Here is a 24,728-nt window from a genome sequence, read left to right as displayed (position 1 = left end):
TCCGCGGAGATGTCCCTAGAGTACCGGCTCCACTCGCGCTGCGCCTGCGGCTCCGTGCTGTCGTCGTCCGAGTTCGCGGCCGCGTCCCGCCCCTTCACGCTGGCCGGGACGAGGCGCGTCTACGAGCGCTCGCGCCCCTTCACGATCCGGCACATCGCCCTCGATCTCACGCTCGACGTCGAGGCGCGCTCGATCCGCGGCACGGCGCGGCTCGACGCGGTCCGCGTCGACCCCGGCGCGCGCGAGATCGCGCTCGACGCCATCGGCTTCGACCTCGAGGCGGTCGAGATCAGCGCCGGGGCCGGGCGCGCCGCGAAGCCCAGGCGCGGCGCGGGCAAGGCGGCGAGCGGCGCGTTCCACCCGGCCGAGCACACGTACGACGGCGAGACGCTCCGCGTCGCCGTGCCGCTCGACGAGGCCGAGGCGTCGATCCTGGTCCGGTACCGGGCGACGCCGCGGCGGGGGATCTACTTCCTCCAGCCGGACGAGCACGTCCCCGATCGCCCGCGCCAGGTCTGGACGCAGTGTCAGGACGAGGACGCGCGCCACATCTTCCCGTGCATCGACAAGCCCCACATCAAGCAGACGACCGAGCTCCGCGCGCAGGTTCCGCCGGGCTGGTACTGCCTGTCGAACGGCGAGCTCGAGAGCGACGCGAGATCGCAGAAGGAGGGCGTCTATCACTACCGGCTGGACGAGCCTCACCCGAGCTACCTGTTCACGCTCGTGGCGGGCGAGTTTGCCCGCATCGACGGCGCGGCGCTCGACGTCCCGCTCGCGTACTTCGTGCCGAAGGGGCGCGAGGAGGACGGCCGCCGCACGTTCGCGCGCACGCCGGACATGATCCGCCACTTCAGCGAGAAGCTCGGCGTCAAATATCCTTTCCGCCGCTACGCGCAGGTGGTGGTGAGCGACTTCATCTTCGGAGGGATGGAGAACACGACCGCCACCACGATGTACGAGCACATCCTGCTCGACGAGCGGGCGGCGCTCGACATCTCGTCGGACGATCTCATCGCCCACGAGCTCGCGCACCAGTGGTTCGGTGATCTCGTGACCTGCCGCGACTGGTCGCACGGCTGGCTCAACGAGGGATTCGCGACGTTCATGGAGCACGTCTATCGGGAGCACCACCTCGGCGCCGACGAGTACGATCACGGCCTGAAGGCCGATCTCGACTCGTACCTTGGCGAGGCGCGCGGGCGTTACCGGCGGCCCATCGTCTGTCAGGACTACGACGCGCCGCTCGACGTCTTCGATCGACACCTCTACGAGAAGGGCGGGCTCGTGCTCCACCTGCTCCGCCGGGAGCTCGGGGACGAGCTCTTCTGGCGCGGGGTGAGCACCTACCTGACGCGCCACGCGCGGGGGGTCGTGGAGACACGGGATCTCGCCCGCGCGCTCGAGGACGTGAGCGGCAAATCGCTGGAGCGCTTCTTCGAGCAGTGGGTCTTCCGCGCCGGTCACCCCGAGCTCGACGTGAAGATCGAGATCGAGGGCGACCAGTGCACCGTGACGGTGAAGCAGGCGCAGGCGGCCGGGCAGCCCAGCCGGGAGCACGCGCTCCAGCCGGACGCCTCGACGCCGCCCGCCTTCGCGTTCGACCTGGTGCTCGATTTCGGCTTCACGGAGGGCAAGGGCTCCATCACGCGGCGCGAGGTGCGGCGCGTGGATCAGGCGGCGCACACGTTCGTCATCCCGCTCCCGCGGCGGCCTCGCTTCGTGGTGGTGGATCCGGACCTCAGGATCCTGGGCGAGGTCAGGGTGGACGCGCCCGGCGATCTCCTGCGGGCGCAGCTCGCCCACGCGCCCACGGCGCGCGGCCGCCTGCTCGCCGCGAAGCCGCTCTCGCGGCGCGACGACCCGCCGACGGCGCGGGCGCTCGGGCAGTCGCTCTCCGACGCGAACGAGTTCTGGGGGGTGCGCGCCGCCGCCGCGGCCGCGCTCGGCGCGCTCCAGTCGAGCGCGGCGTTCGCGCTGCTCGAGGGCAGCGCGGGCGTGGAGCACCCGAAGGTGCGCCGGGCGGTCGCGGGCGCGCTCGGCAACTTCAGGTCGGCCAAGGCGGCCGAGGTCCTCGGCAAGCTCGCCCTGCGCGACGCGAGCTACCTGGTGCAGGCCGAAGCGGCGCGGGCGCTCGGGGCCACGCGGCAGAGCTCGGGGTTCGAGACGCTCGTCGATCTCCTGGATCGCCCCTCGTGGGGCGAGGTCATCCGATGCGGCGTGATCGACGGGCTGGCCAACCTGCGGGACGAGCGCGCCGTGCCGCACCTGACGGCTCGCACGCGCTACGGCGTCCCGACGCGGGGGCGGCGGGCGGCGATCATGGCGTTGCCGAAGCTCTCCAGCGATCGGCGGACGCGCGAGCTCCTCGAGGAGCTCCTCGATCAGCCGGATCCGTACCTCCGGGTCGACGTCGCGCGCGCGCTGGGCGATCTCGGCGACGGCCGGTCGCGGGGCGCGCTCCAGCGGCAGCTCGACCGCGATCTCGACGGCCGGGTGCGGCGCCGGATCCGCGAGGTCCTGCGCGATCTCGGCGGGGCGGGCAAGCGCGAGCTGGATCGGCTGCGGGACGAGCTCGAGGCGCTGCGGCGCGACAACGCGGAGATCAGGGCGCGGCTGGGCAAGCTCGAGGCGGCGAGCACCAAGCCCAAGAAGGCGGCCGACGCCAAGTGAGCGAGCCTCTTTGCCGCGCCGCCGCGGTCGATTAGGCAGGATCCATGTCGGAAGCCCCTCCCGTGAAGCTCGACCGGCGCGGCGCGGTCGCGGTGCTCACCATCGATCGGGCGGATCGCCGCAACGCGCTCTCCCGGGACGCGCTGCTCACCTTCGGCCGCCTCGGGCGCGAGCTCGTGGACGACCCGGAGGTGCGCGCGATCGTGATCACGGGCGCCGGGGACAAGGCGTTCTGCGCCGGCGCCGACCTCAAGGAGCGGCAGGGCATGAGCCCCGACGACGTCCGGCGCCAGGTGGGCCTGTACCGGACGGAGCTCGGGGTGCTCGCGCGGAGCCCCAAGCCGGTGATCGCGGCCATCAACGGCGTCGCCTTCGGCGGGGGGCTGGAGCTCGCGCTGATCTGCGATCTCCGGGTGGCGGCGCCGCACGCCGAGCTCGCGCTGCCGGAGACGTCGCTCGGCATCATCCCGGGCGCGGGCGGCACGCAGCGTCTGCCGCGGGTCGTCGGCGAGGCGCGGGCGAAGGAGATGATCCTGCTCGGCAGGAAGCTCACCGCGCCCGAGGCGCTCTCCTGGGGCCTCGTGAACCGGGTATCGCCCGAAGGGACGCCGGTGGTCGACGACGCGATCGCGTGGATCGAGCCGATCGCGAGCGGCGCGCCCGTCGCGCAGGCCGCGGCGCTCGGGGCGATCGACGACGGCTATGACGTGCCGCTCTCGCTCGGGCTCGAGATCGAGCGGGTCCACTACGACGAGACGCTGCGCAGCGAGGATCGGCTGGAGGCGCTGCGCGCGTTCGCCGAGAAGCGGAAGCCGGTCTACAAGGGGCGGTGAGGGCAGCGAGCGGCGGTGACGGCGCGGCGCTGCTCGCGCTGGGAGCGGCCCTGCGGCGCGCACTGGCCCGGGGGCGAAGCTCGCAGCCTTCGTGCTAGCCTTGTCCGCATGGATCCCAAGCCGACCGGTGCCGCGCTCCTGCTCGCCCCGGCCGCCCGGGGCGGCGCGGCGGTGAGGCTCCCGCCCGCGGAGCCGCAGCGGGCGCATTTCCCGGCCGTCGATGAGCACCTCGTGGCGCCCGAGGTGACGCGCGACGAGCGGATCCGCGGGCGCAAGGTCGTCGCGGCGCCGGCGCTCGAGCCGCACGCCGAGCAGCAGGTGCGGCTGGATTTCCTGATCGCGCCGCACCTTCGGCCCGGCTACATCGGCGCGGCCGATCTCATCACCCGCGTCGCCGAGGGCTCGGATTTCGCCACCGACCTCTCCATCCGCAGGGCAGGGCTCGATCCGGCGACGGGACGCCGGTATCTGGAGGAGCTCTCGTTCGAGATCGTCAACGAGCAGTCGATGCAGGACGCGCGCGAGAAGGCCGAGGATCTCGTCGCCCGAGGCGTGCGCCGCGTCTTCGTCATCTTCGTCAAGCGTGATGAGGTCGCCGAGTGGTCGGCGGCCGAGGGGCGGTTCGTGCTGCTCGCGCCTGACGCGACGATCGAGGATCCGTGCTTGGTCCGTCCGGTCCCCGTCCGCGCGTTGCTCGACGGCGCGGCGGCCGAGCGCGAGGTCGTCCGCGCGCTGGAGCGCAAGGGCAACCCTGAAATCGAGGCCATCAAGGCCCGCGAGCGAAAGGCGGCGCTCGATGAGGGGCGGCGCGCGGGGCTCGACGAGGGCCAGCGAGCCGTGCTGCTGCGCCAGCTCCGGGCGCGGTTCGGAGAAGTGCCCGAGGCGAGGCGGGAGCAGGTCCTCGCTGCGTCCGGGGAGCGGCTCGCGGTATGGGCCGAGCGGATCCTCACCGCCAAAACGCTGGACGAGCTCTTCGAAGGCTGAAACGCCCGCGCATCGGTCGACTTTGCCCGAGAAAGATCACAGGGAGACGGGGAGAGTTACTAAGTTTTTCTCCCCGCCTCCCTGTTCAAATTGGGCCAGTACCCTGTCCGGGCAGCGCGTCCCCCGCGTAAGCCCCACCTACAGCCCATCGGTCGGCTGGCGGAGCACCTCGGCCTTTCCTTCCAGCCGCTTCGACACCCACACCTTGTTGTTCCGGTCGACGATCACGGCGCCGCAGTCCTCGATCGACTCGACGAGCGCGAGCCCCTTCTCGGCCCCCAGGATGAACACCGCATCGTCGACGGCGTCCGCGGTCAGCGCGTCCTTTGCCCAGATGGTCACGCTCCGGCTCTCCGACGCCGGGAAGCCGGTCCGCGGATCGATGATGTGGTGATAGCGCCTGCCGTCCTTGATGAAGCTCCGCTCGTAGTCGCCCGCCGTGGAGAAGGCGTGGTCCTCCACCTCGATCATCGCGAAGTAGTCGTTCGCGTCCTTGCCGCGCGGATCCCGCACCCCCGCCCTCCACGGCGACCCGTCCGGCTTCTTTCCCGCGATGTACAGGTCACCGCCGGCCTGCACGAAGAACGACGTCAGCCCCTCCCCCCGCAGCACCCGCGCCGCGGCGTCGACGGCGTAGCCCTTCGCGATCCCGCCGAGGCTCATCCGCATCCCGGGCTTTCCGAGCATCACCGTGCGCCGCGCGCGATCGATCTTGATCTGCCTGTGATCGATGAGCGCGCGCGCCCGCTCGACGTCTTCCTTGTGCGGCACGTTGTCGTCGATGTCCTCGTCGAACTTCCAGAGCCCGTGCATCGCCTCGAAGGTGACGTCGAAGACGCCCTCGGAGCGCTCGCTGATCCAGAGGCTCTTCTCGATCACGGCGAGCGACTCCGGGCTCACCTCCACCGCGCTCTTCCCGGCCGCCGCGTTGACCCGTGACAGCTCGCTGTCCGGCCGCCAGGTCGTCATGAGCCCCTCGAGCCTGCGGATCTCGGCGATCGCCTTGTCCAGCCGGACCCTGATCGCCGCCTCATCCATCGCCTCGCTCGTGTAGGCGGCGAGGAGCAGGCTCGTGCCCATCGCCCTCGCCTCGACCGCGACGCGGGCGGGCCCGGCCTGCGCTGGAGCGGACTGAGCCGGCAGCGGCGCCACGCTCGCGGCGGCCGGCCCGGCCTCCTGGCGGGCGCGTGGGGACGCGTCGCAGGCAGCGAGCGCGAGCGCCGCCGCGAGGAAGGGGAAGCGGGGTAAGCGGGGTAAGAAGAGGAGCGGAGAACAGCGCGGTCCGTGCATTCGAGGGTCCTGGGTCCGTGAGAAGTCCCGACAGCGTGGCGGCGCGCGGGGTGCCGATGTGCGAACGAGGGAACACGCGAACGCGCGAACGTGACCACGGGGCGGCGGCGGAGCTCCTCCGCCAGCGCCACCATGGCCCGGGCGAGCCGCGCGGATCCAGAGTAGTATCGCTCGCCCCTATGAGCCTCGACCCGAGCCGCATCCAGCGTGACATCGACGACCTCTCCCCGGATCTCCGCGAGATCGCCGCGCGCATCCACGCGCACCCGGAGCTCCGGTTCGAGGAGCACAGGGCCGCGGCCTGGCTCGCCGAGGCCGTCGAGAGCCGCGGCATCCAGGTCGAGCGCGGGCTCGCCGGCATGCCCACCTCGCTGCGCGCGCGCATCGGGCGCGGCGGGGGGCCTCACCTCGCCATCCTGGCCGAGTACGACGCGCTCCCTGAGATCGGCCACGCCTGCGGGCACAACCTGATCGCGGCGGGGGCGCTCGGCGCGTTCCTCGCGCTGGCGCGGCAGAAGGACGCCGTGGCCGGCACCATCGATCTGGTCGGGACGCCCGCCGAGGAGGGGGGCGGCGGCAAGATCAGGCTGCTCGAGGCGGGCGCCTTCGAGGGCGTCGACGCCGCGATGATGTTCCACCCGTTCGACCGCGACCTGCTCGCGCACGACACGCTGGCCAGCGTCTGGCTCGAGCTCCAGTTCCACGGCAAGCCGTCGCACGCGGCGCTCGCGCCGTGGGACGGGAGCAGCGCGCTCACGGCCTGCCTCGACACCTTCCGGCTGATCGACGGCCAGCGCGTCCACTTCCGCGATGGCGTCCGGGTGCACGGGTTCATCAAGAACGGCGGTCAGGCGGTCAACATCATCCCGGAGCTCGCCGTCGCCGAGTTCTCGGTCCGCGCCCTCGACACCGAGGAGCTCGCCCGCGTGCGGGCGATCGTGGAGCGCTGCGCCCGCGGTGCGGCCATGGCGAGCGGGGTCGAGCTCACGCTCGTCGATCAGGGCGGCTACAAGAACATGGTCAACAACCGGAAGATGGCGCGCCGCTTCGGCGAGCACCTGCGCGCCCTCGGCCGCTCGCCGATCGAGATGGACCCCGCCGTCGGCACCGGCTCGACCGACATGGGCGACGTGTCCCACGCGCTCCCCGCCATCCACCCGTGGATCGCGATCTGCGGCAAGGGAGAGACGACCTGCCACCAGCACGCGTTCGCCGCGCGCGCCGCGAGCCCCGCCGGCCAGGACTCGATGCTGATCGCCGCCAAGGCCATGGCGATGACGTGCGCGGATCTCCTGCTCGACCCCGAGCTGCGGCAGGGCGTGCGCGAGGAGTTCGCGCAGCGGAAGGCCGGGGCGAGCGCGCGCTAGGCCTGTTCAGCCGTCGTCCTGAAGGGGGTTCCCGAGGTCGTCCATCAGCCCGGTTCCCCCCTCGACCGGGATCGCCCGCGCCAGGGCGACCCGCTCCAGCATCACCGACAGCGCGATCTTGTCTCCGACGTCCGGCAGCCAGGTGCGGGACCCATCCCAGAGATCGAGCCGGATGTTGCTCGCCGGCACGCTCCCGCCGACCGCCGCCGCGCCGCCGGCGCGCGCCTGCGCGGAGGGCACCGCCATCCGGTCGATCTGCGACCAGGCGAAGCGCCGCACGCGCGGCACGCCGAAGGTGAGCAGCTCGCGCAGCTCGATCCCGTCCGGGTGCACGACGACCCCCCGCATCTGCTCGCGTAGCACCATCGCCACCGCGCTCACGCACAGGACGATGGCGCAAACGCTGGAGGAGACGAGCCGGTGGCGATCGCCCTCGACGACGTACTGGAAGAGCCGGGAGCTCGAGGGAGCGTTCTGGCCATAGAAGATCACCCCCGAGACGCCGAGGGCGAAGGTCAGGTAAAGCAGCGCCGGGAGGCGCTCCTTCAGCGGCGGCCCGAACGCGATGCGCTTCTCGGGCCTGTACGTCATGTCAAAGCCGGGAGGTCTGGAGGGACGCGCCATAGGCTCCTAGTCTACACGGCGAGGGAGCCGACGCTTGGGTCCGCCCCCTCGACGGGCCGCCTCGGGCCCGGCCGCGCCGCGCTCCCGGCGAGCCGCGCGCGAGCGATGGGCTGAAACCCATTGCCGGGCGATGGCTGAACGGACATGAAGGGGCGTCCCGTCGACCCCCTCCTGGAGCCTTCCATGCACGATCGCTTCCTGCGCGCCTGCCGGCGTGAGCCGACCGATGTCACGCCCGTGTGGTTCATGCGCCAGGCCGGCCGGTACATGGCCGAGTACCGGGAGCTCAGGAAGAAGTACACGCTCCTCGAGATCTGCAAGACGCCCGAGCTCGCGCTCGAGGTGACGCTCCAGCCGCTGCGGCTCGGGATGGACGCGGCGATCCTCTTCGCCGACATCCTCCTGCCGCTCGAGCCGATGGGCGCCCCCTTCGAGTTCGCGAAGGGCGAGGGCCCGGTGATCCACGAGCCCGTGCGCGATCGGGCCGGCATCGAGCGGCTGCGGGTGTTCGAGCCCGAGGAGGGCCTCGGCTACGTGCTCGACGCCGTGCGCCTCATCCGCAAGGAGCTGGACGGCAAGACGCCGCTCATCGGCTTCGCCGGCGCGCCGTTCACCATGGCGAGCTACCTCGTCGAGGGGGGCAAGTCGAGCGACTACCGGCTCACGAAGCAGCTGATGTGGAGCGACCCCGAGGCGTGGTCGGCGCTGATGGGCAAGATCTCGGAGGTCGTCCGCCGCCTGTTGCGCGCGCAGGTCGCCGCGGGCGCCCAGGCGGTGCAGCTGTTCGACTCGTGGGTCGGCTCGCTCTCGATCGACGACTACCGCGAGCACGTGCAGCCGCACGTGCGGCACATCCTCCGCGACCTCGAGGCGACGGGGGTCCCGGTCATCCACTTCGGTACGAACACAGGGGCGCTCCTGGAGGCGCAGCGCGACGCCGGCGGCACGGTGATCGGCGTCGACTGGCGCACGCCGCTCGACAAGGCGTGGCAGCGCATCGGGTACGATCGCGCGGTGCAGGGCAACCTCGACCCGCTGCTGCTCTGCGCGCCGCGCGCCGTCGCCGAGCGCCGCGCGCGCGCGGTGCTCGCGGAGGCGGGCGGCCGCGCCGGGCACATCTTCAACCTCGGCCACGGCATCATCCCCGAGACGCCGGTCGATACGGTCAAGGCGGTCATCGATCTCGTCCACTCCATCCCGCGCGCGTCGCTCCAGGGCGAGCCGGCGCGCTGACGCCGCGCATCGCGCCGCGGCATCGATCGGGATCGGATCTCAGACCCCCTCCGGGGGTGATATGGTCCACCCGCGAGCATGTGCGAGCTCCTCGGGATGGAGTGCAACGTCCCCACAGACATCGTCTTTTCGTTCAACGGCCTCCGGCACCGGGGCGGCCGCACAGGTCCCCACGCTGACGGTTGGGGCCTCGCGTTCTTCGAGGGGCGCGCCGCGCGCGTGTTCCTCGATCCGAGCCCCGCCGCGGAGAGCCCGCTGGCGCGATTCCTCAGCGAGACGCCCATCAAGACGCTGCTCGCGATCGGCCACATCCGGCGCCGCACCCGCGGCGATGTCCTCCTCGCCAACACGCACCCGTTCGTGCGCGAGCTCTGGGGACGCCACTGGGTCTTCGCGCACAACGGCACGCTCCCTCGCGTCCGGCGCCGCGCGCTGGGCCGCTTCAACCCCATCGGAACGACCGACAGCGAGCACGCCTTCTGTTACCTGCTGGAGGGGCTCCGCAGCTCGTTCCCCGGCTATCCTCGCCGGCCCAGCGAGCTCTGGGAGGCGATCGCGGCGCTCGGCGGCGAGCTAGGCCAGGACGGGACGTTCAACTTCCTGCTCGGCGACGGGCGCCACCTCTTCGCCCGCTGCGCAACCCGGCTCTGTCACATCATCCGCAAGGCCCCCTTCGGCATCGCGACGCTCCTGGACGACGATGTCCGCGTCGACTTCTCGGCCGTCACGACCCCGAAGGATCGGATCGCGGTGGTCGCGACGAGCCCGCTCACCGCGAACGAGACCTGGACCACGGGACGACCGGGCGAGCTCTGGGTATTCGACGGCGGCGAGCTGCGCGCGACGCTGTCGTCGCTCGCCTGATCGACGCCAGCGCGGTGTCCACCCCTCACGCCCGCGCCTGCGCGTCAGGGATCGCGCCGTCGATCCCGGCTTCGTGATGGGGGTCGGCCTCTCGGCGCCTTTCTCCGCAGCGGGCGCAGCGACGCCTTCCCGCCGTGGCCGGTTCCAGCATTGACGGAGCGTTGCGGCTGGCGGAGGAACGAGCTGCTCCTGGAGCCATCCAAGGCAGGAAGCGCGCTGCCGTGCCGCGGCCTGGAGATGGGCACGGCAGCCTGAAAAGAAAAACGCCGCGACGGACCTGGGGGGGGAAGGTCTCCGCCGCGACGCAGGTCTATCCTACGCACCCTGTGTGCCAAGTCAACTGACCGGCAACGCTGGCGGGAGGCCTCTGCGCTGCGGGGTCGCAGCACGCGCGGCGTGCAGCGCACGCGGTCCACGCGGCCCCGCTCCGGCTCCGCGCCGTTCCGCGCCGTTCCGCGCCGCTCGCGACGTTCTGCTCGGCTTCGCTGGGTTCCGCTCCGCTCGGTTCCGCTCCGCTCCGGTTCCGCTCCGCTCCGGTTCCGCTCCGCTCCGGTTCCGCTCCGTTCCGTGCCGCTTCGCTCGGTTCCGGTCCGCTGCGTTCCGCTTCGCTCAGTTCAGCGTTGTGATGCGCCCTCGTTTTGAGGCAGAACTCACAGAGCCTCGTCCCCGCAGAACGCGGACATGCCAGGCGAACAGACACATCGTGTTCCAGCAAACCATTCCCTCCCTTGCCGGCTCAATCGCTCGCCGGACGGGTGGCGGCGCGCTCGGGAAACGCATAGAGAGACCCGCGTCCTCGGCAGCTCGGGCTGTACAAGAGGAAAGAGATGGGGCGTCAACTGCGATAACAGCGCACAGCGCCCCACAAGGCGCATCGGCGAGCACCTGCGGTGCGGCGCGGCGTGAGCGGCAGCGAACAGCGGCGAGGGGGCGGACGGCGTGCGGGGAACAAGCCGAGAACGTGGAAGGGCGCAACGGACGCAACCGACGCAACCGACACGACCGACACGACCGAGCGCAGAAGGCGACGTAGGCCGTTGTCGGGTCGGGAAGGCGGAGGAAGCACTGAAGACGGCTCCGCCCGGATGGCCGTCTTGACGGGAGTCGGGGCATGTCAGTACGCTTTGACGTTGGGCGAGCTAGGGCATATCGAACCGTTGCATCGCGACCGAAGAGCCACGCCCGGGTAGGTTCCGTCTCGGGAAGAGCTCGAACGATGTCGAGGCTAGGTCGCACGACGGGTTGGGCTGAGCGCGCGTGAGTGACTTCGACGAAAAGACTCGTGTAACGCAGGTGGTCCAGCCCCCACCGGGCGGCGGCAGCAAGAACACGACCGACTGCCTGGTCGTGATCTACACGAAGGAGCCCACGCTGCTCGGCAAGCGGTTCGTGCTGGAGAACAACCCGACGCGGGTCGGTCGCGGCGCGGACAACCACATCGTGCTCGACGGCGACTCCGTGTCACGAAGGCACGCCCATTTCGAGCAGCGGCCGAGCGCCTGGATGGTCGTCGACGATGGGAGCACCAACGGGACGTACTGCAACGATGAGCAGATCTCCCGCGAGGTGGTGCTGAAGAACGGAGACCGGGTGAAGATCGGCCCCACGATCTTCAAGTTCCTGTCCGGCGCCGACGTGGAGGCGCAATACCACGAAGAGATCTACCGGATGACCATCATCGATGGTCTCACGCAGATCCACAACAAGCGCTACCTCTACGAGGCGCTCGAGCGCGAGATCATCCGCGGCCGCCGCCACGAGCGGGACCTCGCGATCCTCCTGTTCGACATCGACCACTTCAAGCGCATCAACGACGTCCACGGCCACCTGGCCGGCGACTTCGTGCTGAAGGAGGTCGCGCGCATCGTGCAGAGCCGCATTCGCCGCGACGAGGTCTTCGCGCGCTACGGCGGCGAGGAGTTCGCCATCATCCTGCCGGAGACGTCCATCGAGGGCGCGGCGGCCCTCGGCGAGACCCTGCGTCAAAAGGTCGCGGAGCACCTGTTCGTGTTCCAGGCCGACAGCATCCGCGTGACGATCAGCGTCGGCGTGGCGCTCCTCCAGGAGGGCGATCGCACAGCGAACGACCTCATCAAGCGCGCGGACGAGCGCCTCTACCACGCGAAGAACAGCGGGAGAAACCGGGTGTGCGCCTGAGCAGCCGCCCGCGGGCGCGCTAGGTTCCGGCGGAGGTAAGGACGATGCCGAACAGCGATCTGCCGCTGCCGGCGGCGCCGGACGCGGGCAGCGGCGCTGAGCTGCCCGCGATCCTGTCGCCGCCGCCTGGTCCCCTGTCGCGGAGCGCCCTCGAGCGGCTCGAGCGCGTCGAGTGCCCGGCGTTCGGCCGGCGGCGCGAGGCGCGGGCGCAGAAGAGCGGCGCCGACATGCTGCCGATCGTGCTGTCGCACGGGCGCGGCGCGAACGTCTGCGACGTCGACGGGAACCGGTACGTCGACCTGTGCGCCGGCTTCGGCGCGCTGCTGCTCGGCCACGCGGCGGCGCCGGTGCGGCGCGCGGCGGAGGAGCAGCTGTCGCGGCTGACCCTCGCGCTCGGCGACGTGTACTCGGCCGACGTGAAGATCGCCCTGCTGGAGCGCCTCACGGCGCTGCACCCCGGGCCCTCGCCCATGGCGCTGCTCGGCCAGAGCGGCAGCGACGCGATCACCGCGGCCGTCAAGACGGCGGCGCTCTCGACCGGACGGCCTGGGCTCGTCGCGTTCGAGGGCGCGTACCACGGGCTCGGGTACGCGCCGCTCGCGGCGTGCGGGCTGCGCGAGAGCTACAGGGCGCCCTTCGCGGAGCAGCTCAACCGGCGCGTGACGTTCGCGCCCTACCCGCGCGACGAGGCGGGCGCCGCGCGCTCGGTCGACGCCGTCGAGCTCGCGCTGCGCGGGGGCGACGTCGGCGCGGTCCTCCTCGAGCCGATCCTCGGGCGGGGCGGCTGCGTCGTCCCGCCCGACGCGTTCCTGCACGCGGTCTGCGAAGCGGCGCACCGGCACGGGGCGCTCGTGATCGCGGACGAGATCTGGACCGGCCTCGGTCGATCGGGGGCGATGACGCGCACAGGAGAGCTCGGGGCGCCGGTCGATATCCTCTGCTTCGGCAAGGGGCTCGGCGGCGGGCTGCCCATCTCCGCGTGCGTGGCGCCCGAGCCGATCATGCGGGCGTGGGCGCGCGAGGGCGAGGTGGTCCACACCTCGACGCACTCCGGATCGCCCCTCGCGTCGAGCGCCGCGCTCGCGACGCTCGACGCCCTCGGCGAAGGCCGGCTGGCCGCGCGCTCGCGCGACGTGGGCGCTCGCTTCCAGGCGATGCTGCGGGAGGCGCTCCCACGCAGGGCGGGCGTCGTCGACGTGCGGGGCGCGGGGCTCATGGTCGGCGTCGAGCTCGAGAGCGCCGAGCTCGGGCTCCGGGCCCTGCGCGGGATGCTGGCGGAAGGGTACCTGGTCCTCACGGGCGGGGTGCGCGGCGAGACGCTGACGCTGACGCCGGCGCTCACCATCCCCGAAGCGCTGCTCTCGGCCGCGGCCGGGGCGCTCGCCCGCGTGCTGCGCGCGTGTTGACGGCCTAGCGCGCGAGCGGAGCAGGACGCGCGTGCTATCCCGGTGCCCGTGGGACCGATAGACCAGAGCGAGGCGCTGCACCGCCGCGCGCGGGCGTTCATCGAGGCGTCGCTCCGCGTGGACGGGGCGGGCTCGACAGGCGCCGGCCGAGCGGCGGGAGCCTCTCCTCCGCAGGACCAGGGCGAGCGCGGGGCGCTGCCGGAGACCTTCGATGCGCTCGCGCTCGCCCTCGCCCGGCACCAGGCCGCGCATTGCGCGCCGGTCGCCCGCCTCTTCGAGGCGCGCGGCGCGGACGTCGCCGCGATGGATCTCGCGGCGCAGATCCCCGCTGTGCCGTGCGACGTGTTCCGGTTCGCGCGCGTCGCGGCCCACCCGCCGGAGGCGGACGAGCGCGTCTTCCGCACGAGCGGGACCTCCCTCGGCGCGGCGTCCCGCGGCGAGCACCCGTTCCGCACGACCGCCACGTACGAGCTGGCCGCGCTCGCGTGGGGGGAGCGCCTGCTGTGGCCCGACGGCGCGCGGCTCCGGGCGATCGTCCTCGCGCCGCCGCTCGACGAGGCGCCGGACTCGTCGCTCGGGTTCATGATCGACCGCTTCGCGGCGCGCCTCTCGGGGCCGGCGAGCTGGCACGTTCGCGGCGGCGAGCTCGACGCCGCAGGGTTCGCCCGCGCGTGCGCCGAGGCGCGCGCCTCGGGCGAGCCGGCGCTCGTGCTCGGAACATCGTTCGCTTTCGTGCACCTGATCGAGGCGAAGCTGCCCGAGGGCGCGGCGCTGCTGCCCGAAGGGAGCCGGGTCATGCAGACCGGCGGCTACAAGGGCCGCTCGCGCGAGGTGCCCGCGGAGGAGCTGCGGGCGTCGATCGCGCGGGCGCTGGGCGTGCCCCTCTCGCATGTGGTGAGCGAGTACGGCATGACCGAGCTCTCCAGCCAGCTCTACGAGGGCACGCTCGCGGCGGCGCTCGCCGGCGCACCGCGCGCGGCGCCAGGGCTGTACCTCGCGCCCCCCTGGACGCGCGTCACCGCGGTGGACCCCGAGACGCTCGCGCCGCTCCCTGCGGGCGCGATCGGGCTCGCGCGGATCGTCGATCTCGCGAACGTCGACTCGGCGGTCGCCATCCAGACCGCCGACCGCGTGCGCGTCACCGCGGAGGGCGTCGAGCTCCTGGGCCGCGCGTCCGGGGCGCCGCCGCGCGGCTGCTCGATCGCGATGGACCAGATGCTCGGCGGCGGCCCGTGATGATGGACGACGGCGCGGCGCGGCGCCGCCGGGTCGAGCGCGCCGTCGCCGCGGCGGCGCGGATCGCGGACGCGCGCGATCCGCTGGGCGAGGAGGCGCGCCAGCGGCTGCCTTCCACGAGCGGCCTCTCGCAGGAGGGCGTGGAGCTCGCGCTCGGCCGCCACCTCGAGATCGCGCCGAGCGATCGCGAGCTCGACGCGCTCGTGGCGGCCTCGGGGCGCGCGCGCCGCTGCCACGTGGTCCTGGCGGCCAACGTCTGCACGGCGCCGCTGCGGGCCATCGCCGTCGCGGCGGCGACAGCGCCGGAGGTCGTCGTGCGCCCGTCCCGCCGCGATCCCGTCGTCGCGGAGCTCCTCGTGCGCGCGCTGCAGGCCGACGAAGGTTTCCGCCGCGCAGGCGGGACCATCGCGCTGGTCGCGGACATCGCGCTCGGGGACGCCGGGGCGCCGGCGGCCGGTGAGGGCGGCCCCGGGGATCTGCCGGGCGCCGAGCTGCACGTCTACGGCTCGGACCAGACCGTGGCCACACTGCGGGCCCAGGTCGGCCCGGGCGTGCTCGTGCGCGGGCATGGCGCCGGCCTGGGGCTCGCCGTCGTCGGCCTGAGCGCGAACCTCGCCGAGGCGGCGCGGGACATCGCGGCGGACGTCGCGCCGTTCGATCAGCGCGGCTGCCTGTCGCCGCGCTTCGTGCTGGTGGAAGGCCCGGCCGAGCGCGCGGAGGCGCTCGCGCGCGCCCTGCACGAGGCGCTCGAAGAGCTGGGCGCGCGCGTCCCGCGCGGGCCGCTCGACGGCGCCGCCCGCGCGGAGGTGACCATGTACCGGGCCACGCTCGAGGCCGTGGGCTCGTTCTGGGAAGGTCGAGGGCACGGGGTCGGCCTGGATCCGGCGCCGCGATCGCTGCTGCTGCCGCCCGCGGCGCGCGTGGTCCACGTGGCGGCGAGCAGCGCCGAGGCCGCGCCGGCGCTGCTCGCGCCGATCCGCGGCGCGATCACCGCGATCGGCGCGGGCGGAGCCGGGCCGCTCACGCGCGCGGCGGCCGCGGCAGCCCCGCGCGCGCGGCTCTCTGCGCTCGGGTGGATGCAGCGCCCGCCCCTCGACGGACCCGTCGACCTGCGGACGCCCTGACCTCCGGCTGCCCACCCGCGCTCTCGCCGCGCGGGCGGCTCGCAGCGAGCGCGCACACCGCGCGGCCGCGCCGTCCAGACCGCGCCGCGGTCCGGAGGCGGCGGGAGCAAGGTGCGCTCGAGCGACGGTGTGTGATAGCGATCATGGCATGTCGTCGCGCACCGATCCGAAGGCGACCCATCCGCCCACGGAGCTCGAAGCGATCGCGAGCCCGTCCGCGACGCCGTCCGACGTGGAAGGCTCACGGGACAGCTTCCCGGACCGCGCGCTGGACGGGCCCGGCCCCGACGAGGAGGACGCGTCCGTCTCGAGCGACCCGGCCCGCAGCTCGGCCCGCGCCGCGGATACCGACGACGAGGGCGCGCCGCCGTCGGTCGCCTCCGCGAGGATCCAGGTGCGCCGCGATGAGCGCCTGGATCTCGTGATCGAGTACCTCGCCTTCGTGGCGAAGCCGATGCCGCTCTCGCTCCTCCTCGACGAGGCGCCGCAGCGGATCGCCGCGATCCTCGGCGCCGACGTGGCCTCGCTGTACCTCCTCGAGGGCGACGGCGACGAGCTGGTGCTGCGCGGCAACGTCGGCTTTCCGCGCGAGGCGCGCGGCACGGTGCGGCTCTCGGTCGGCCAGGGCATCACGGGCATGGCGGTCGAGTGCCTGCGGCCGATCTCGGTCGTCCAGGCGACCGAGCACGAGCGCTACCGGGCGTTCCCCGAGCTCCGGGAAGAGCGCTTCCCGGTCTTCCTCGCGGCGCCCATCCTCGGCAGCGGCCGCCCGCTCGGCGCCCTGGTCGTGCAGCGGGCGGGCGATCGCGCCTTCACGGCGCGCGACGTCGAGCTCGTCATGGCGCTGACCGCGCCGATCGCGGCCGGCGCGCGCCACGCGCAGGTGCTCGACGAGCTCCGCGAGCGGCGGCGGCGCACGGGCGGCGGCACGCGCAAGGTCACGCTGCCGGGGTTGCCCGTCGTCGCGGGGCGCGCGCTCGGCGCCATCGCGGCCCTGCGGCGGCCGGCGACCTCATCGCTCGGCGCGCGGCAGGGCAGCGGCGATCCGAAGCTCCTGCGGTTCGCTTTCGACATCGCGGAGAAGGCGCTCCTCGACCTCAACGCCCGCGCGGCGAAGCGAGGGCTCGCGCAGGAGGCGGCGTTCCTCTCGACCTACCTCCTGATGATCGGCGACGGCCGCCTGCGCGCGCGCGCCTTCGAGCTCACGGCCAGCGGGCGCAACGTCGCGCAGGCGCTCGGGACGGTCGCTCGCGAGGTGGCGCGGGCCGCCAACGGGATCGTCGGCGACCCGTTCTTGCAGGATCGCGCCCGCGACATCGAGGATCTCTGCGATGCGATCCTGATGCTGGCGACCCCGGACGCCCGGGCCGAGCTCCCGTCGAAGGCGGTCCTCGTGGGAGACCAGCTGACGGTCTTCGACCTCCTGATCTCCGCCCGGGCCCACCCGGTGGGCGTCGCGCTCAGCGACCGGTCCGGGCCGCGCTCGCTCGTGCTCCTCCAGCTGCTGGAAGTGCCGTCGATCGTGGATGTGGCGGGGGCGTTCCGCTGGGCATCGCCGGGAGACGTCGCGCTCCTCGACGCAGACCATGGCTTCCTCGTGATCAACCCGTCCAGGGCCGAGGTCGCGACCGTTCGCGCGGCGCGGCGCAGGGGACCGGCGTCGCCGGGGCCGGACGACAACGAAGAGGACGAGCCGGCGAGCTGAGCACCGGCCGCGGCCGGTGCTCGCGGCTCAGCTGCCGGATCGCGCGGCGGCGGCCGGCTCGGCCGGCGTTCCCTGGGCGCTCTGCAGCTCCTTCTTGGCGCGCCAGTTCGCCAGGCGCTTCGTGTCGCGACGCTTCTTCTTGGCTCTCACTGCGGGCTTCTGCGGCATGGCCGGGGGTATAGTCGCTCGAGCGCCTCGAGGGAACCCCGTACCTCGCACCGCCCCTCGCGAGGCCGCGGGACGTTGACGCCCCACGGCGGCCGCCCCATGACCGCTGCTCCGATGAACGTCCGTCTCGTACACGAGTTCCGCTTCGAGGCCGCCCACCGCCTTCCCAGGGTTCCGCAGGGGCACAAGTGCGCGCGCCTCCACGGTCACAGCTTCAAGGTCGAGGTCGCGATCCGCGGCCCGGTGAACGAGGAGACGGGGTGGTTCATCGATTACAGCCACCTCTACGAGGCCTGGGCTCCCCTCCACGACCTGCTCGATCACCACTACCTGAACGAGGTCCCCGGGCTGGAGAACCCGACGAGCGAGGTGCTCGCCCGGTGGATCTGGAGCCGCCTCGCGCCGTCGCTGCCGTCCTTGAACCGGGTCACCATCTTCGAGACCTGCGACGCCCGCTGCGAGTACGAGGGCGACTAGGTCGATGAAGACGCTCGTCTGCCGCTGCGAGGACGTGACGCTGCACGAGCTCGAGGCCGCGATGGATCGTGGCTACAAGGACATCGAGTCCGTCAAGCGCTACACGGGCTTCGGCACCGGCTGGTGCCAGGGCAAGTGGTGCCTCGCGCTCTGCGCGCGGCTCATCGAGGAGCGCGGGGGCGACGCCCGGAAGCCGATCACCCCGCGGCCGCCGTACCACCCGGTCTCGCTCGCGGCGCTCGCCGGGCTCGACGAGCTCGGGCTCCGCGGCGGCGGGCGCGAGCGCTAGCGCAGGCCGCGCTCCGCGCGACCAGCGCCCCTCGCTCGATCGTCAGCCGTCGTCAGGCGATCGTCAGCCCAGCGGGCGCCGAGCGCTCACGCACCCGACGTTCACGGTCAGCTCGAAGACCCCTTCGGACCAGTACTTCGAGACCGCGTGGTGCAGGTACTTGAGCATCGAGTCGATGATCTGCGGCTCGACGTCGAGCATCGCCGTCGACTCGGGGATCACCATCAACCTCGAGATGGGATCCTCGAGGAACTCACGCCCGCTCTCGAACGACACGGCGATGAGCTGGACGTCGACCTCGACCTCGTCGAGCCCCGCGCCCTCGATCTCCTCGGCGATGGTCTCGATCGTGGGGCGGCTGACGGCGGCGGCGTCCACCGCGGCGCCGAGCTCCGAGAGGTCTTGCTTGAGCGCGCACTCCCGAGCGATGTCGGCGATCTCCGGGAACGAGCCGCGCAACGGCAGCGCGATGAGCGCCTGGCCGCCGGGGACCAGGACCCGGCGCAGCTCGGCGAGGAGCTGCGCCCGCTCGTCCGGACGGCAGACCGGGTGCAGCGTGAACGCGTGGGAGAAGCTCGCGTCGGGCAGCGGCGTCGGCAGGGCGTCGGCGAGCATGTAGCTCGCGTTCATCCCGGAGAACAGCGCGGCCTTGTCGCGCGCGAGCTCGAGCGCGGCGGCGGAGCCGTCGACGCCCACGAGGGTCGCGCCGGGCAGCTTGTCCGCCACGATCGCGTCGGGGAAGCCGCTCCTGCAGCCGAGGTGGACGATGCGCGCCGCCTCGGAGGGCAGCAGCATCTCGACCGCCAGCGAGGCGAAGAACGAGAGGTAGCGCGGGACGACCGCGTGCTCGAACAACACGGCGTCCGCCGCGCTCAGCGGCGGGCCGATCATCAGGCGACCCCGTCCTCCTCGTCGTCGTAGGGCGCGAGGAGGCTGAGCGCCTCTTCGGCGAGCTCGCCGATCGTGACCTCCGACGTCGCGTCGTCGCCGCCGTCGTCCGCGAGCTCGACCGTGCGCTTGTCGTCGAGCAGCGGCTGGATGAGCGGCGCATGCGCCGGGTCACCGATCTCGACGAGCGTCTCGATCGCCGCCGCGACCGCGTCCGGATCCTTGTGGCTCAGGAACTGGCTGAGCAGCTTCGGCACGCCCGGCTCCGGCACCTCGGCGATGAGGTACGGCAGCTCCGGGAGCGCCGACGAGCCCACCGGCAGCCGCTTCAGCGCGCGCTCGATCGCCTGCGCGACCTCCTTGAACCGATCGTAGGCCAGCGTTTCGATCTCCTCGCCCGCCGCCTGGCGCGCCTCGGGGTGCTCCGACGCGAGCACATCGATGAGCGCGTCGAGCGCGCGCGGACCCTCGTGCTCGCCGAGCAGCGACGCGATACGCACCAGCCGGAGCGCCGCCTCGTCCTCGTCGTTCTCGCGCGTCGCGGCCGCGATGGCGTCCGTGAGGACATCCAGCAGCCCATCGCCGGGCGTGGCCGTCAGGTCTTCGTGGAGCCGGCGAGCCGTGCGCTCCGCGTCGAACAGCTTGTTCAGGGTCGTCTCGATGGCTTGACGATTTTGCACGAAGAGGAGCTATCAACAGCGCGTCGCCTCCGCAAGCCGGCAGGCAACAAGGGCCTGTTCCTCGCGAATTCCCGTCCACGGCGGGCGCGGCCGCGCGTGCCCGGCGCCGCCCACGCCGGGGCCGCCGCGCGCAGGCCGGGCGGGACGAGCGCGCCGCCGCTGCATCGAGCTCGCCCGCCGCGCGCGATGCGGTAGACCGTTCGTGGCATGCGTGTGTCCGGCTCATTGCAAGCCCGCCCGACGAGGGCAGCGGTCTCCCCTTCCCCGCTCGTGCGCGGCGCCGCGGCGTCGGCGCTCGTCCTTGCGCTCGGCGGCATCGACGATCCCGAGCCGCCGCCGCCCGCGGTCGTCCCTCCGGCGGCCGCAGCGCGCGGCGCCGCGGGCGCGGCGGCGCTCTGCGGCCCGCGCACCGTGCCGGAGGGCGCCGCCTGCGTCCCGCTGCCTGCTCCGGGCGCGCCGCTCCCCGAAGGCGGCGCGGCGTCGCTCTCTGACCCTGCCAGCCCGCGTCCCGCTGGAGCGGGCACGCGCAGCCAGGCCCACGAGCACATCCCCCGCCGCCCGGAACGTCCGGCGAGCGCCGCCGCGTACACGTTCCCGATCGGCGCGCCGGACGGGCCGCCGGGGTTCCTCCTTGTCGAGGACGCTCCGGCCGGGGCGGGAACGCTGCCTGCAGCGGGCTTCGTCGCCGCGATCGGCGCCGCGCGGCCCGAGCCGCCGTCGTGGCTCGGCGGGATCGACATCGCCGCGACGCGCGGCGAGCGGGTGGCAGCGCTCAGGCTCGAGGGCCAGTATGGGAAGGCCGAGGTCATCTTCGTCGGCGCGCTGTCCGGCATCACGGTGGCCACGGCGCACGACGTGCGCGACGGGGATCGCGTGCGCAGGTACGTCCTTCTCCATGGCCACCTCGATCGCCCTGGCCCTGGCGTCGTGGCGGGCGCGCGCCTCGACGCGGGCGACGTGGTCGGGTACGCAGGCGAGACGGGCAGCCCGGGCCTCGTCCGGCTGCGCCTCGAGGCGCGTCAGATCCGCGAGGGGGCGCGCATCGAAGAGCTAGATCCGAAGCGCATCACCGACGCCGCGGTGACGGTGCCTTGCGACCTCCGCAACGTCCTGCCGCTCCGTCAGGGAGCGAGCTTGTAACCGAAGCCGTAGACCGTGAGGATGTGCTCCGGCTTGTCGGGCGAGCGCTCGATCTTCTTGCGCAGCTTGACGATGAAGTTGTCGACCGTGCGGTTCGACGGTCCGGCCTCGATCCCCCAGATCTTCTGGAGGATCTCCTCGCGCGAGACCGGCTGGCCCAGGCGCTCGTGCAGCAGGCGAAGGAGCTCGACCTCGTAGAACGACAGCTGATCCGAGCGAGAGCCCCGCGAGACCGTGTGGGCCGTCATGTTGATCTGCACGTTGCCGATGGTGAACACCTCGACGGGCGCCTCGGCCGGCCGGGCGGCGCGGCGGAAGAGGGCGCGCAGGCGGGCGATGAGCTCGCCCACGCTGAACGGCTTGGTCACGTAGTCGTCGGCGCCCGCGTCGAGGCCGCGGATCTTGTCGATCTCCTGGCCGCGGGCCGTCAGCATGATGATCGGCACGAACGCGTCCCAGCGCCGCAGGTCCTCGCAGACCTTGAAGCCGTTGGTGTCGGGGAGCATGAGGTCGAGGAGGATGGCGTCCGGCTTCTCCTGCCGCGCGAGCAGCACGCCGTCCTTCCCCTTCGAGGCCGACGCCACCGAGAAGCCCTCGAACTCGAGGGCGTCCGTCAGCCCCAGCACGATGTGGGGCTCGTCCTCGATGATGAGAATCTTCTTGCGTGCCACCACGAAGGAGTCCGGTCTTAGCACAAAACCGGGCAGGTCCCCCCGAGCGCTCCGCCGGCCGGCTCGCCGGAGCCGCGCTGAAGCCGCAAAGCGCCACAAAAGCGCCGCGGGGCGCGATCTCACGATCGCACCCCGCGCGCCGGGCTCAATCAGACGCTAGCTGACGCTAGCTGACGCCCGCTGACGCCGCCTACTCGCCGGAGCAGGTGATGAACAGCGTGGCCCCTTGCTGGGCTTCACCCTTGCCCGTGAACCGGATCTTGCGCTGCTCGGTCGACGGGCAGTCGGCCACGATGGCGGCGTCGCCGAGCCGGATCGACGGATCGACGTAGCACCACCCGTGCACCGGCTGGCCACCGGACTCAACGTTGTCGCCGACGTTGGTCCTGCACTCGTAGGCAGGCTCGCCCTCGTTCATGCCCTCGAGCTGCTGGATCTCGCACACGCAGTCCCAGCCGGAGGCCTTCGCGATGTCGAGGGAGAGCACCTCGTCCTTCGCGGGCTTATGCTCGCCCGTCACCTCGAGGCGCCCCGGCATCCGCTCATCCGCGCAGTTGCACTGGCCCTGCGAGTTGCGCGCCTCGAGGATCAGGCAGGAGACCTGCTGGTTGTCGTGCGGCGTCAACGTGCGCGGCAGGCACTGGCCGCCGAGCACCGTCTTCAGGCGGTCGATGATGGCGCCGATCGCCGGCCGGTAGCCGTAGTCGGCCGCGCCGTCGTTGTTGAGCTGGCGCGGGCACACCGAGCCGACGATGCCCTGGGGGCCGAGCTCCCGGATCAGCTGCAGCTCGCGGAGGCCCGGGTAGGCCTTCGCCTTGATCTGCGTCGTCGACCTGGGCTCCGGATCCTCCTGATCGTTCCCCGCTTCGGGCCTGCACAGCGGGTTGTCGGTCGCCTGACCGCCCACCGCCCTGCAGTCGCAGCTCTGAGCCTGCCCGTCGCAGGTCTTCACCGCGTCTTGGGGGAGATCGAAGATGCAAGCGTACTGGAGGTCCCCCGTGCTCCCCTCCGGGATCGTGTACTCGCGGCCGTTGATGGTGTTCCAGCCCGCCTCCTGCGGCCCGACGATCGTGTCGTTGGTGATCGGGTTCGTGCCCGAGCGAGGCTTCATCGACTCGACCATGAAGGGATCCTTCGGCGCCTGGTACTTCGCGGGATCGCCGAGGATGAGCTCCCAGGCGCTGGCGGCGCCGCCCACCGGAGCGCTGAGCTCGTCGGAGTTCTTGAACCCACCGACCGGCTCGCCGTCCTGGTTGAGGCCGTTCAGCAGGTCGGGCTGGCCTTGCGCGTTCTGACGCGCGATGTCCTGCCACGGCACGCCGACGATACCGGCGAAGAAGACGAGCCCGGGATCGCGGACGTTGGAGTCGAGGTCGTCCGGGTTCGGATCGCTGAAGATCGGGTTCGGGACCAGCTCGCCCTTGCGGTTCGGGATCTGCGCCTCGGTGAAGGCGCGCCGGTAGCGGTCGATCGGATAGAGGAAGTCGAAGCCGAACCGGCGCTTCTGATCCCAGCAGCGAGAGTTGACCGGATCCTCCGCGGGGGTCAGCCTGGCGGCGTTGCCGTCCGGGCCCGTGCACGCGTCGTCCTTGGGGCAGCCTTCCTGTCTCTGGCTGCACGACCTGCAGCACTTGTTGCCCGGATCGGTGGCGCACTCGGCGCGCGGCCGCCACAGGCGGAAGCCCGGCCCGGTCTCTGCCACGAGGTAGTTCTTGCCCTCCTCGCGGATCGAGCAGTCGTTCTCGTCGGTGAGCATGATGATCGCGAGGAGGGAGCTCGGCCGCATGAAGTCGGCGCGCTGCTTCTTGACGACGGCATCCTCGCCGGTGACGACGATGTTCTCGTCCGCGTCGATGCCGATCGTCTCGTAGGGCTCCGGGTCGACGAGGAAGCGGTACACGCTCTCGAGCTGCGCCTCGAAGCCGCAGCCGGTCTGCCCCGTGCCCTTGACCATATCGGTGAGCTGCTTGACCAGCGACGTGTCGTTGAGGTCGGCGTTCGAGTCGGCGGTGATGTCCGCCTCGCCGTCGTTCGGATCCGGCTGATTCGGCTCGCCGTCGAGCTTCTGATCCGGGTCCCAGGCCAGGAAGCCCAGGTTGAGGTAGGTCGGGATGTCGTTCGTCGTGGAGGTCTCGCTCCGGCGCGCGAGGAGGTGCGCCATGTCCACGTTCGAGGCGCTCGTCGTCCCCTGGCAGGCGCCCGACCCGTGGCCGCCGAGGCTCGAGCTGATGATGCCGATGTGGATGTCCTTGACCGGCTCGAACTCACGCTTGTAGTCCTGCGGACAGGGCGTGTTGGGCGAGGCGACCGTGGTCGCCATCGTGCCGTCCTTGTGGATGCAGCGCGGGTTGACGAGACCCTGGACGAGGTCGGGGATCGCGGTGGCGAGGATGGCCTGCTTGTCGGCCATCGAGCCCGAGTTGTCGATCGCCAGGAGGAGATCGATCTTGTCGACCGAGCTCTGCGTCAGCCGCTCGACGATCGTCGACGTCGACCGGGGCTTGTTCTCGGCGATGGGGCGGCTCAGACATCCGAAAGCGCTGCCTGTGCCCGCGATCAGCAGGCCCGCCATGGCGAACCTCACCGCGCCCCTCCACGGGCGCCTGCTCTCACGCTCTATCCGCGTCATATTCGACTTTCCTTTCGACCACCGATCCAGTTGCGCGGCGGTCAAGCCACCGAAAAGGCCCGCCGTCCACGGGCCCATGACCGACTTCCGCAGGCGATCCACGGCTCGACGGGAGCCCGATGCTAGGGACCCGACCGGAAGGCTGTCAATTCGACCCGGCCGGCCCCGCTCGACCCCGCGAAGGGGTGCCGTAGCAAACGAGATGCCGCAGCCGCAGCGCCGTACCCTCCATGCCCCGCGGGCCGCCGCGACGTCAACCTGATTGCGCGACAGCCAACGCAGTAGGCGAC

General features: G+C 72.3%; 21 protein-coding genes. 14 read left to right on the top strand and 7 right to left on the bottom strand.

The window, feature by feature from the left end; genetic code table 11:
* Positions 1–9: 9 nt before the first annotated feature.
* From POL72_RS16610 to POL72_RS16600, 3 genes are all read left to right on the top strand, one after another.
* On the top strand, positions 10–2,673 hold the full coding sequence (locus tag POL72_RS16610; RefSeq protein WP_272096341.1) for a M1 family aminopeptidase: 2,664 nt from the start codon (positions 10–12) through the stop codon (positions 2,671–2,673).
* A 44-nt stretch (positions 2,674–2,717) separates the two neighbouring features.
* Positions 2,718–3,506, top strand: coding sequence for an enoyl-CoA hydratase-related protein (locus tag POL72_RS16605; RefSeq protein WP_272096339.1), 789 nt, complete (start codon positions 2,718–2,720; stop codon positions 3,504–3,506).
* A gap of 108 nt (positions 3,507–3,614) precedes the next feature.
* Positions 3,615–4,490, top strand: a complete 876-nt coding sequence (locus tag POL72_RS16600; RefSeq protein WP_272096338.1) for a hypothetical protein — start codon at positions 3,615–3,617, stop codon at positions 4,488–4,490.
* 138 nt (positions 4,491–4,628) lie between these two features.
* Here POL72_RS16600 and POL72_RS16595 read toward each other — a convergent pair whose 3' ends face one another.
* Positions 4,629–5,780 carry an FAD:protein FMN transferase gene (locus POL72_RS16595; RefSeq protein WP_272096337.1) on the bottom strand — a complete coding sequence of 384 codons (1,152 nt, stop codon included), beginning with the start codon at positions 5,778–5,780 and terminating at the stop codon, positions 4,629–4,631.
* A 179-nt stretch (positions 5,781–5,959) separates the two neighbouring features.
* Between POL72_RS16595 and POL72_RS16590 the strand changes: the two genes are divergently transcribed.
* The gene (locus tag POL72_RS16590) at positions 5,960–7,147 is read left to right on the top strand and encodes an amidohydrolase (protein ID WP_272096335.1); all 1,188 of its coding nucleotides are present in this window, start codon (positions 5,960–5,962) and stop codon (positions 7,145–7,147) included.
* Between the two features lie 6 nt (positions 7,148–7,153).
* Here POL72_RS16590 and POL72_RS16585 read toward each other — a convergent pair whose 3' ends face one another.
* Positions 7,154–7,738, bottom strand: coding sequence for a hypothetical protein (locus POL72_RS16585; RefSeq protein WP_272096334.1), 585 nt, complete (start codon positions 7,736–7,738; stop codon positions 7,154–7,156).
* A gap of 177 nt (positions 7,739–7,915) precedes the next feature.
* Between POL72_RS16585 and hemE the strand changes: the two genes are divergently transcribed.
* The 7 genes from hemE to POL72_RS16550 all read left to right on the top strand — a co-directional run bounded on the left by hemE (position 7,916) and on the right by POL72_RS16550 (position 17,496).
* Positions 7,916–9,004 carry a uroporphyrinogen decarboxylase gene (hemE, locus tag POL72_RS16580; RefSeq protein ID WP_276596791.1) on the top strand — a complete coding sequence of 363 codons (1,089 nt, stop codon included), beginning with the start codon at positions 7,916–7,918 and terminating at the stop codon, positions 9,002–9,004.
* Positions 9,005–9,082: 78 nt separating this feature from the next.
* The gene (locus tag POL72_RS16575) at positions 9,083–9,868 is read left to right on the top strand and encodes a class II glutamine amidotransferase (protein ID WP_272096333.1); all 786 of its coding nucleotides are present in this window, start codon (positions 9,083–9,085) and stop codon (positions 9,866–9,868) included.
* 1,293 nt (positions 9,869–11,161) lie between these two features.
* The gene (locus POL72_RS16570) at positions 11,162–12,025 is read left to right on the top strand and encodes a diguanylate cyclase (protein WP_272096332.1); all 864 of its coding nucleotides are present in this window, start codon (positions 11,162–11,164) and stop codon (positions 12,023–12,025) included.
* Positions 12,026–12,069: 44 nt separating this feature from the next.
* Positions 12,070–13,431 (top strand): aspartate aminotransferase family protein, encoded by a 1,362-nt coding sequence (locus POL72_RS16565; protein ID WP_272096330.1) that lies wholly within the window; start codon positions 12,070–12,072, stop codon positions 13,429–13,431.
* 48 nt (positions 13,432–13,479) lie between these two features.
* Positions 13,480–14,667 (top strand): LuxE/PaaK family acyltransferase, encoded by a 1,188-nt coding sequence (locus tag POL72_RS16560; protein ID WP_272096329.1) that lies wholly within the window; start codon positions 13,480–13,482, stop codon positions 14,665–14,667.
* Positions 14,667–15,791, top strand: a complete 1,125-nt coding sequence (locus POL72_RS16555; RefSeq protein ID WP_272097931.1) for an acyl-CoA reductase — start codon at positions 14,667–14,669, stop codon at positions 15,789–15,791. Before POL72_RS16560 ends, POL72_RS16555 begins: the two co-directional genes overlap by 1 nt.
* Before the next feature lie 148 nt (positions 15,792–15,939).
* Positions 15,940–17,496, top strand: a complete 1,557-nt coding sequence (locus tag POL72_RS16550; RefSeq protein WP_272096327.1) for a GAF domain-containing protein — start codon at positions 15,940–15,942, stop codon at positions 17,494–17,496.
* A 27-nt stretch (positions 17,497–17,523) separates the two neighbouring features.
* On the opposite strand, the gene POL72_RS16545 is transcribed toward POL72_RS16550, so the two are convergent.
* A complete protein-coding gene (locus POL72_RS16545) occupies positions 17,524–17,646 on the bottom strand; it encodes a hypothetical protein (RefSeq protein WP_272096326.1) in 123 nt (40 codons plus the stop codon).
* 132 nt (positions 17,647–17,778) lie between these two features.
* On the opposite strand from POL72_RS16545, the gene queD reads away from it, so the two are divergent.
* Complete coding sequence (gene queD / locus POL72_RS16540; RefSeq protein WP_272096325.1) at positions 17,779–18,141, top strand: 6-carboxytetrahydropterin synthase QueD; 363 nt, start codon at positions 17,779–17,781, stop codon at positions 18,139–18,141.
* Positions 18,142–18,145: 4 nt separating this feature from the next.
* Positions 18,146–18,430 carry a (2Fe-2S)-binding protein gene (locus POL72_RS16535; protein WP_272096324.1) on the top strand — a complete coding sequence of 95 codons (285 nt, stop codon included), beginning with the start codon at positions 18,146–18,148 and terminating at the stop codon, positions 18,428–18,430.
* A gap of 63 nt (positions 18,431–18,493) precedes the next feature.
* Here POL72_RS16535 and POL72_RS16530 read toward each other — a convergent pair whose 3' ends face one another.
* Entirely contained in the window at positions 18,494–19,321 is an 828-nt protein-coding gene (locus tag POL72_RS16530) for a class I SAM-dependent methyltransferase (RefSeq protein WP_272096323.1), read from the bottom strand.
* Complete coding sequence (locus tag POL72_RS16525; RefSeq protein ID WP_272096322.1) at positions 19,321–19,998, bottom strand: HEAT repeat domain-containing protein; 678 nt, start codon at positions 19,996–19,998, stop codon at positions 19,321–19,323. Before POL72_RS16525 ends, POL72_RS16530 begins: the two co-directional genes overlap by 1 nt.
* 207 nt (positions 19,999–20,205) lie before the next feature.
* Here POL72_RS16525 and POL72_RS16520 point away from each other — a divergent pair, with 207 nt between their 5' ends.
* Positions 20,206–21,138, top strand: coding sequence for a M23 family metallopeptidase (locus POL72_RS16520; protein WP_272096321.1), 933 nt, complete (start codon positions 20,206–20,208; stop codon positions 21,136–21,138).
* Here POL72_RS16520 and POL72_RS16515 read toward each other — a convergent pair.
* Entirely contained in the window at positions 21,120–21,809 is a 690-nt protein-coding gene (locus POL72_RS16515; protein WP_272096320.1) for a response regulator transcription factor, read from the bottom strand. The genes POL72_RS16520 and POL72_RS16515 overlap by 19 nt on opposite strands.
* A gap of 190 nt (positions 21,810–21,999) precedes the next feature.
* Positions 22,000–24,393: a hypothetical protein gene (locus tag POL72_RS16510; protein ID WP_308738125.1), complete on the bottom strand. Its 2,394-nt coding sequence runs from the start codon at positions 24,391–24,393 to the stop codon at positions 22,000–22,002.
* Positions 24,394–24,728 lie beyond the last annotated feature (335 nt).

The sequence above is a fragment of the Sorangium aterium genome (genome assembly GCF_028368935.1).
GTDB lineage: Bacteria > Myxococcota_A > Polyangia > Polyangiales > Polyangiaceae > Sorangium > Sorangium atrum.
The sequence above is the reverse complement of the archived record's forward strand: the minus strand, read 5'-3'. Positions and strand labels throughout refer to the sequence as shown.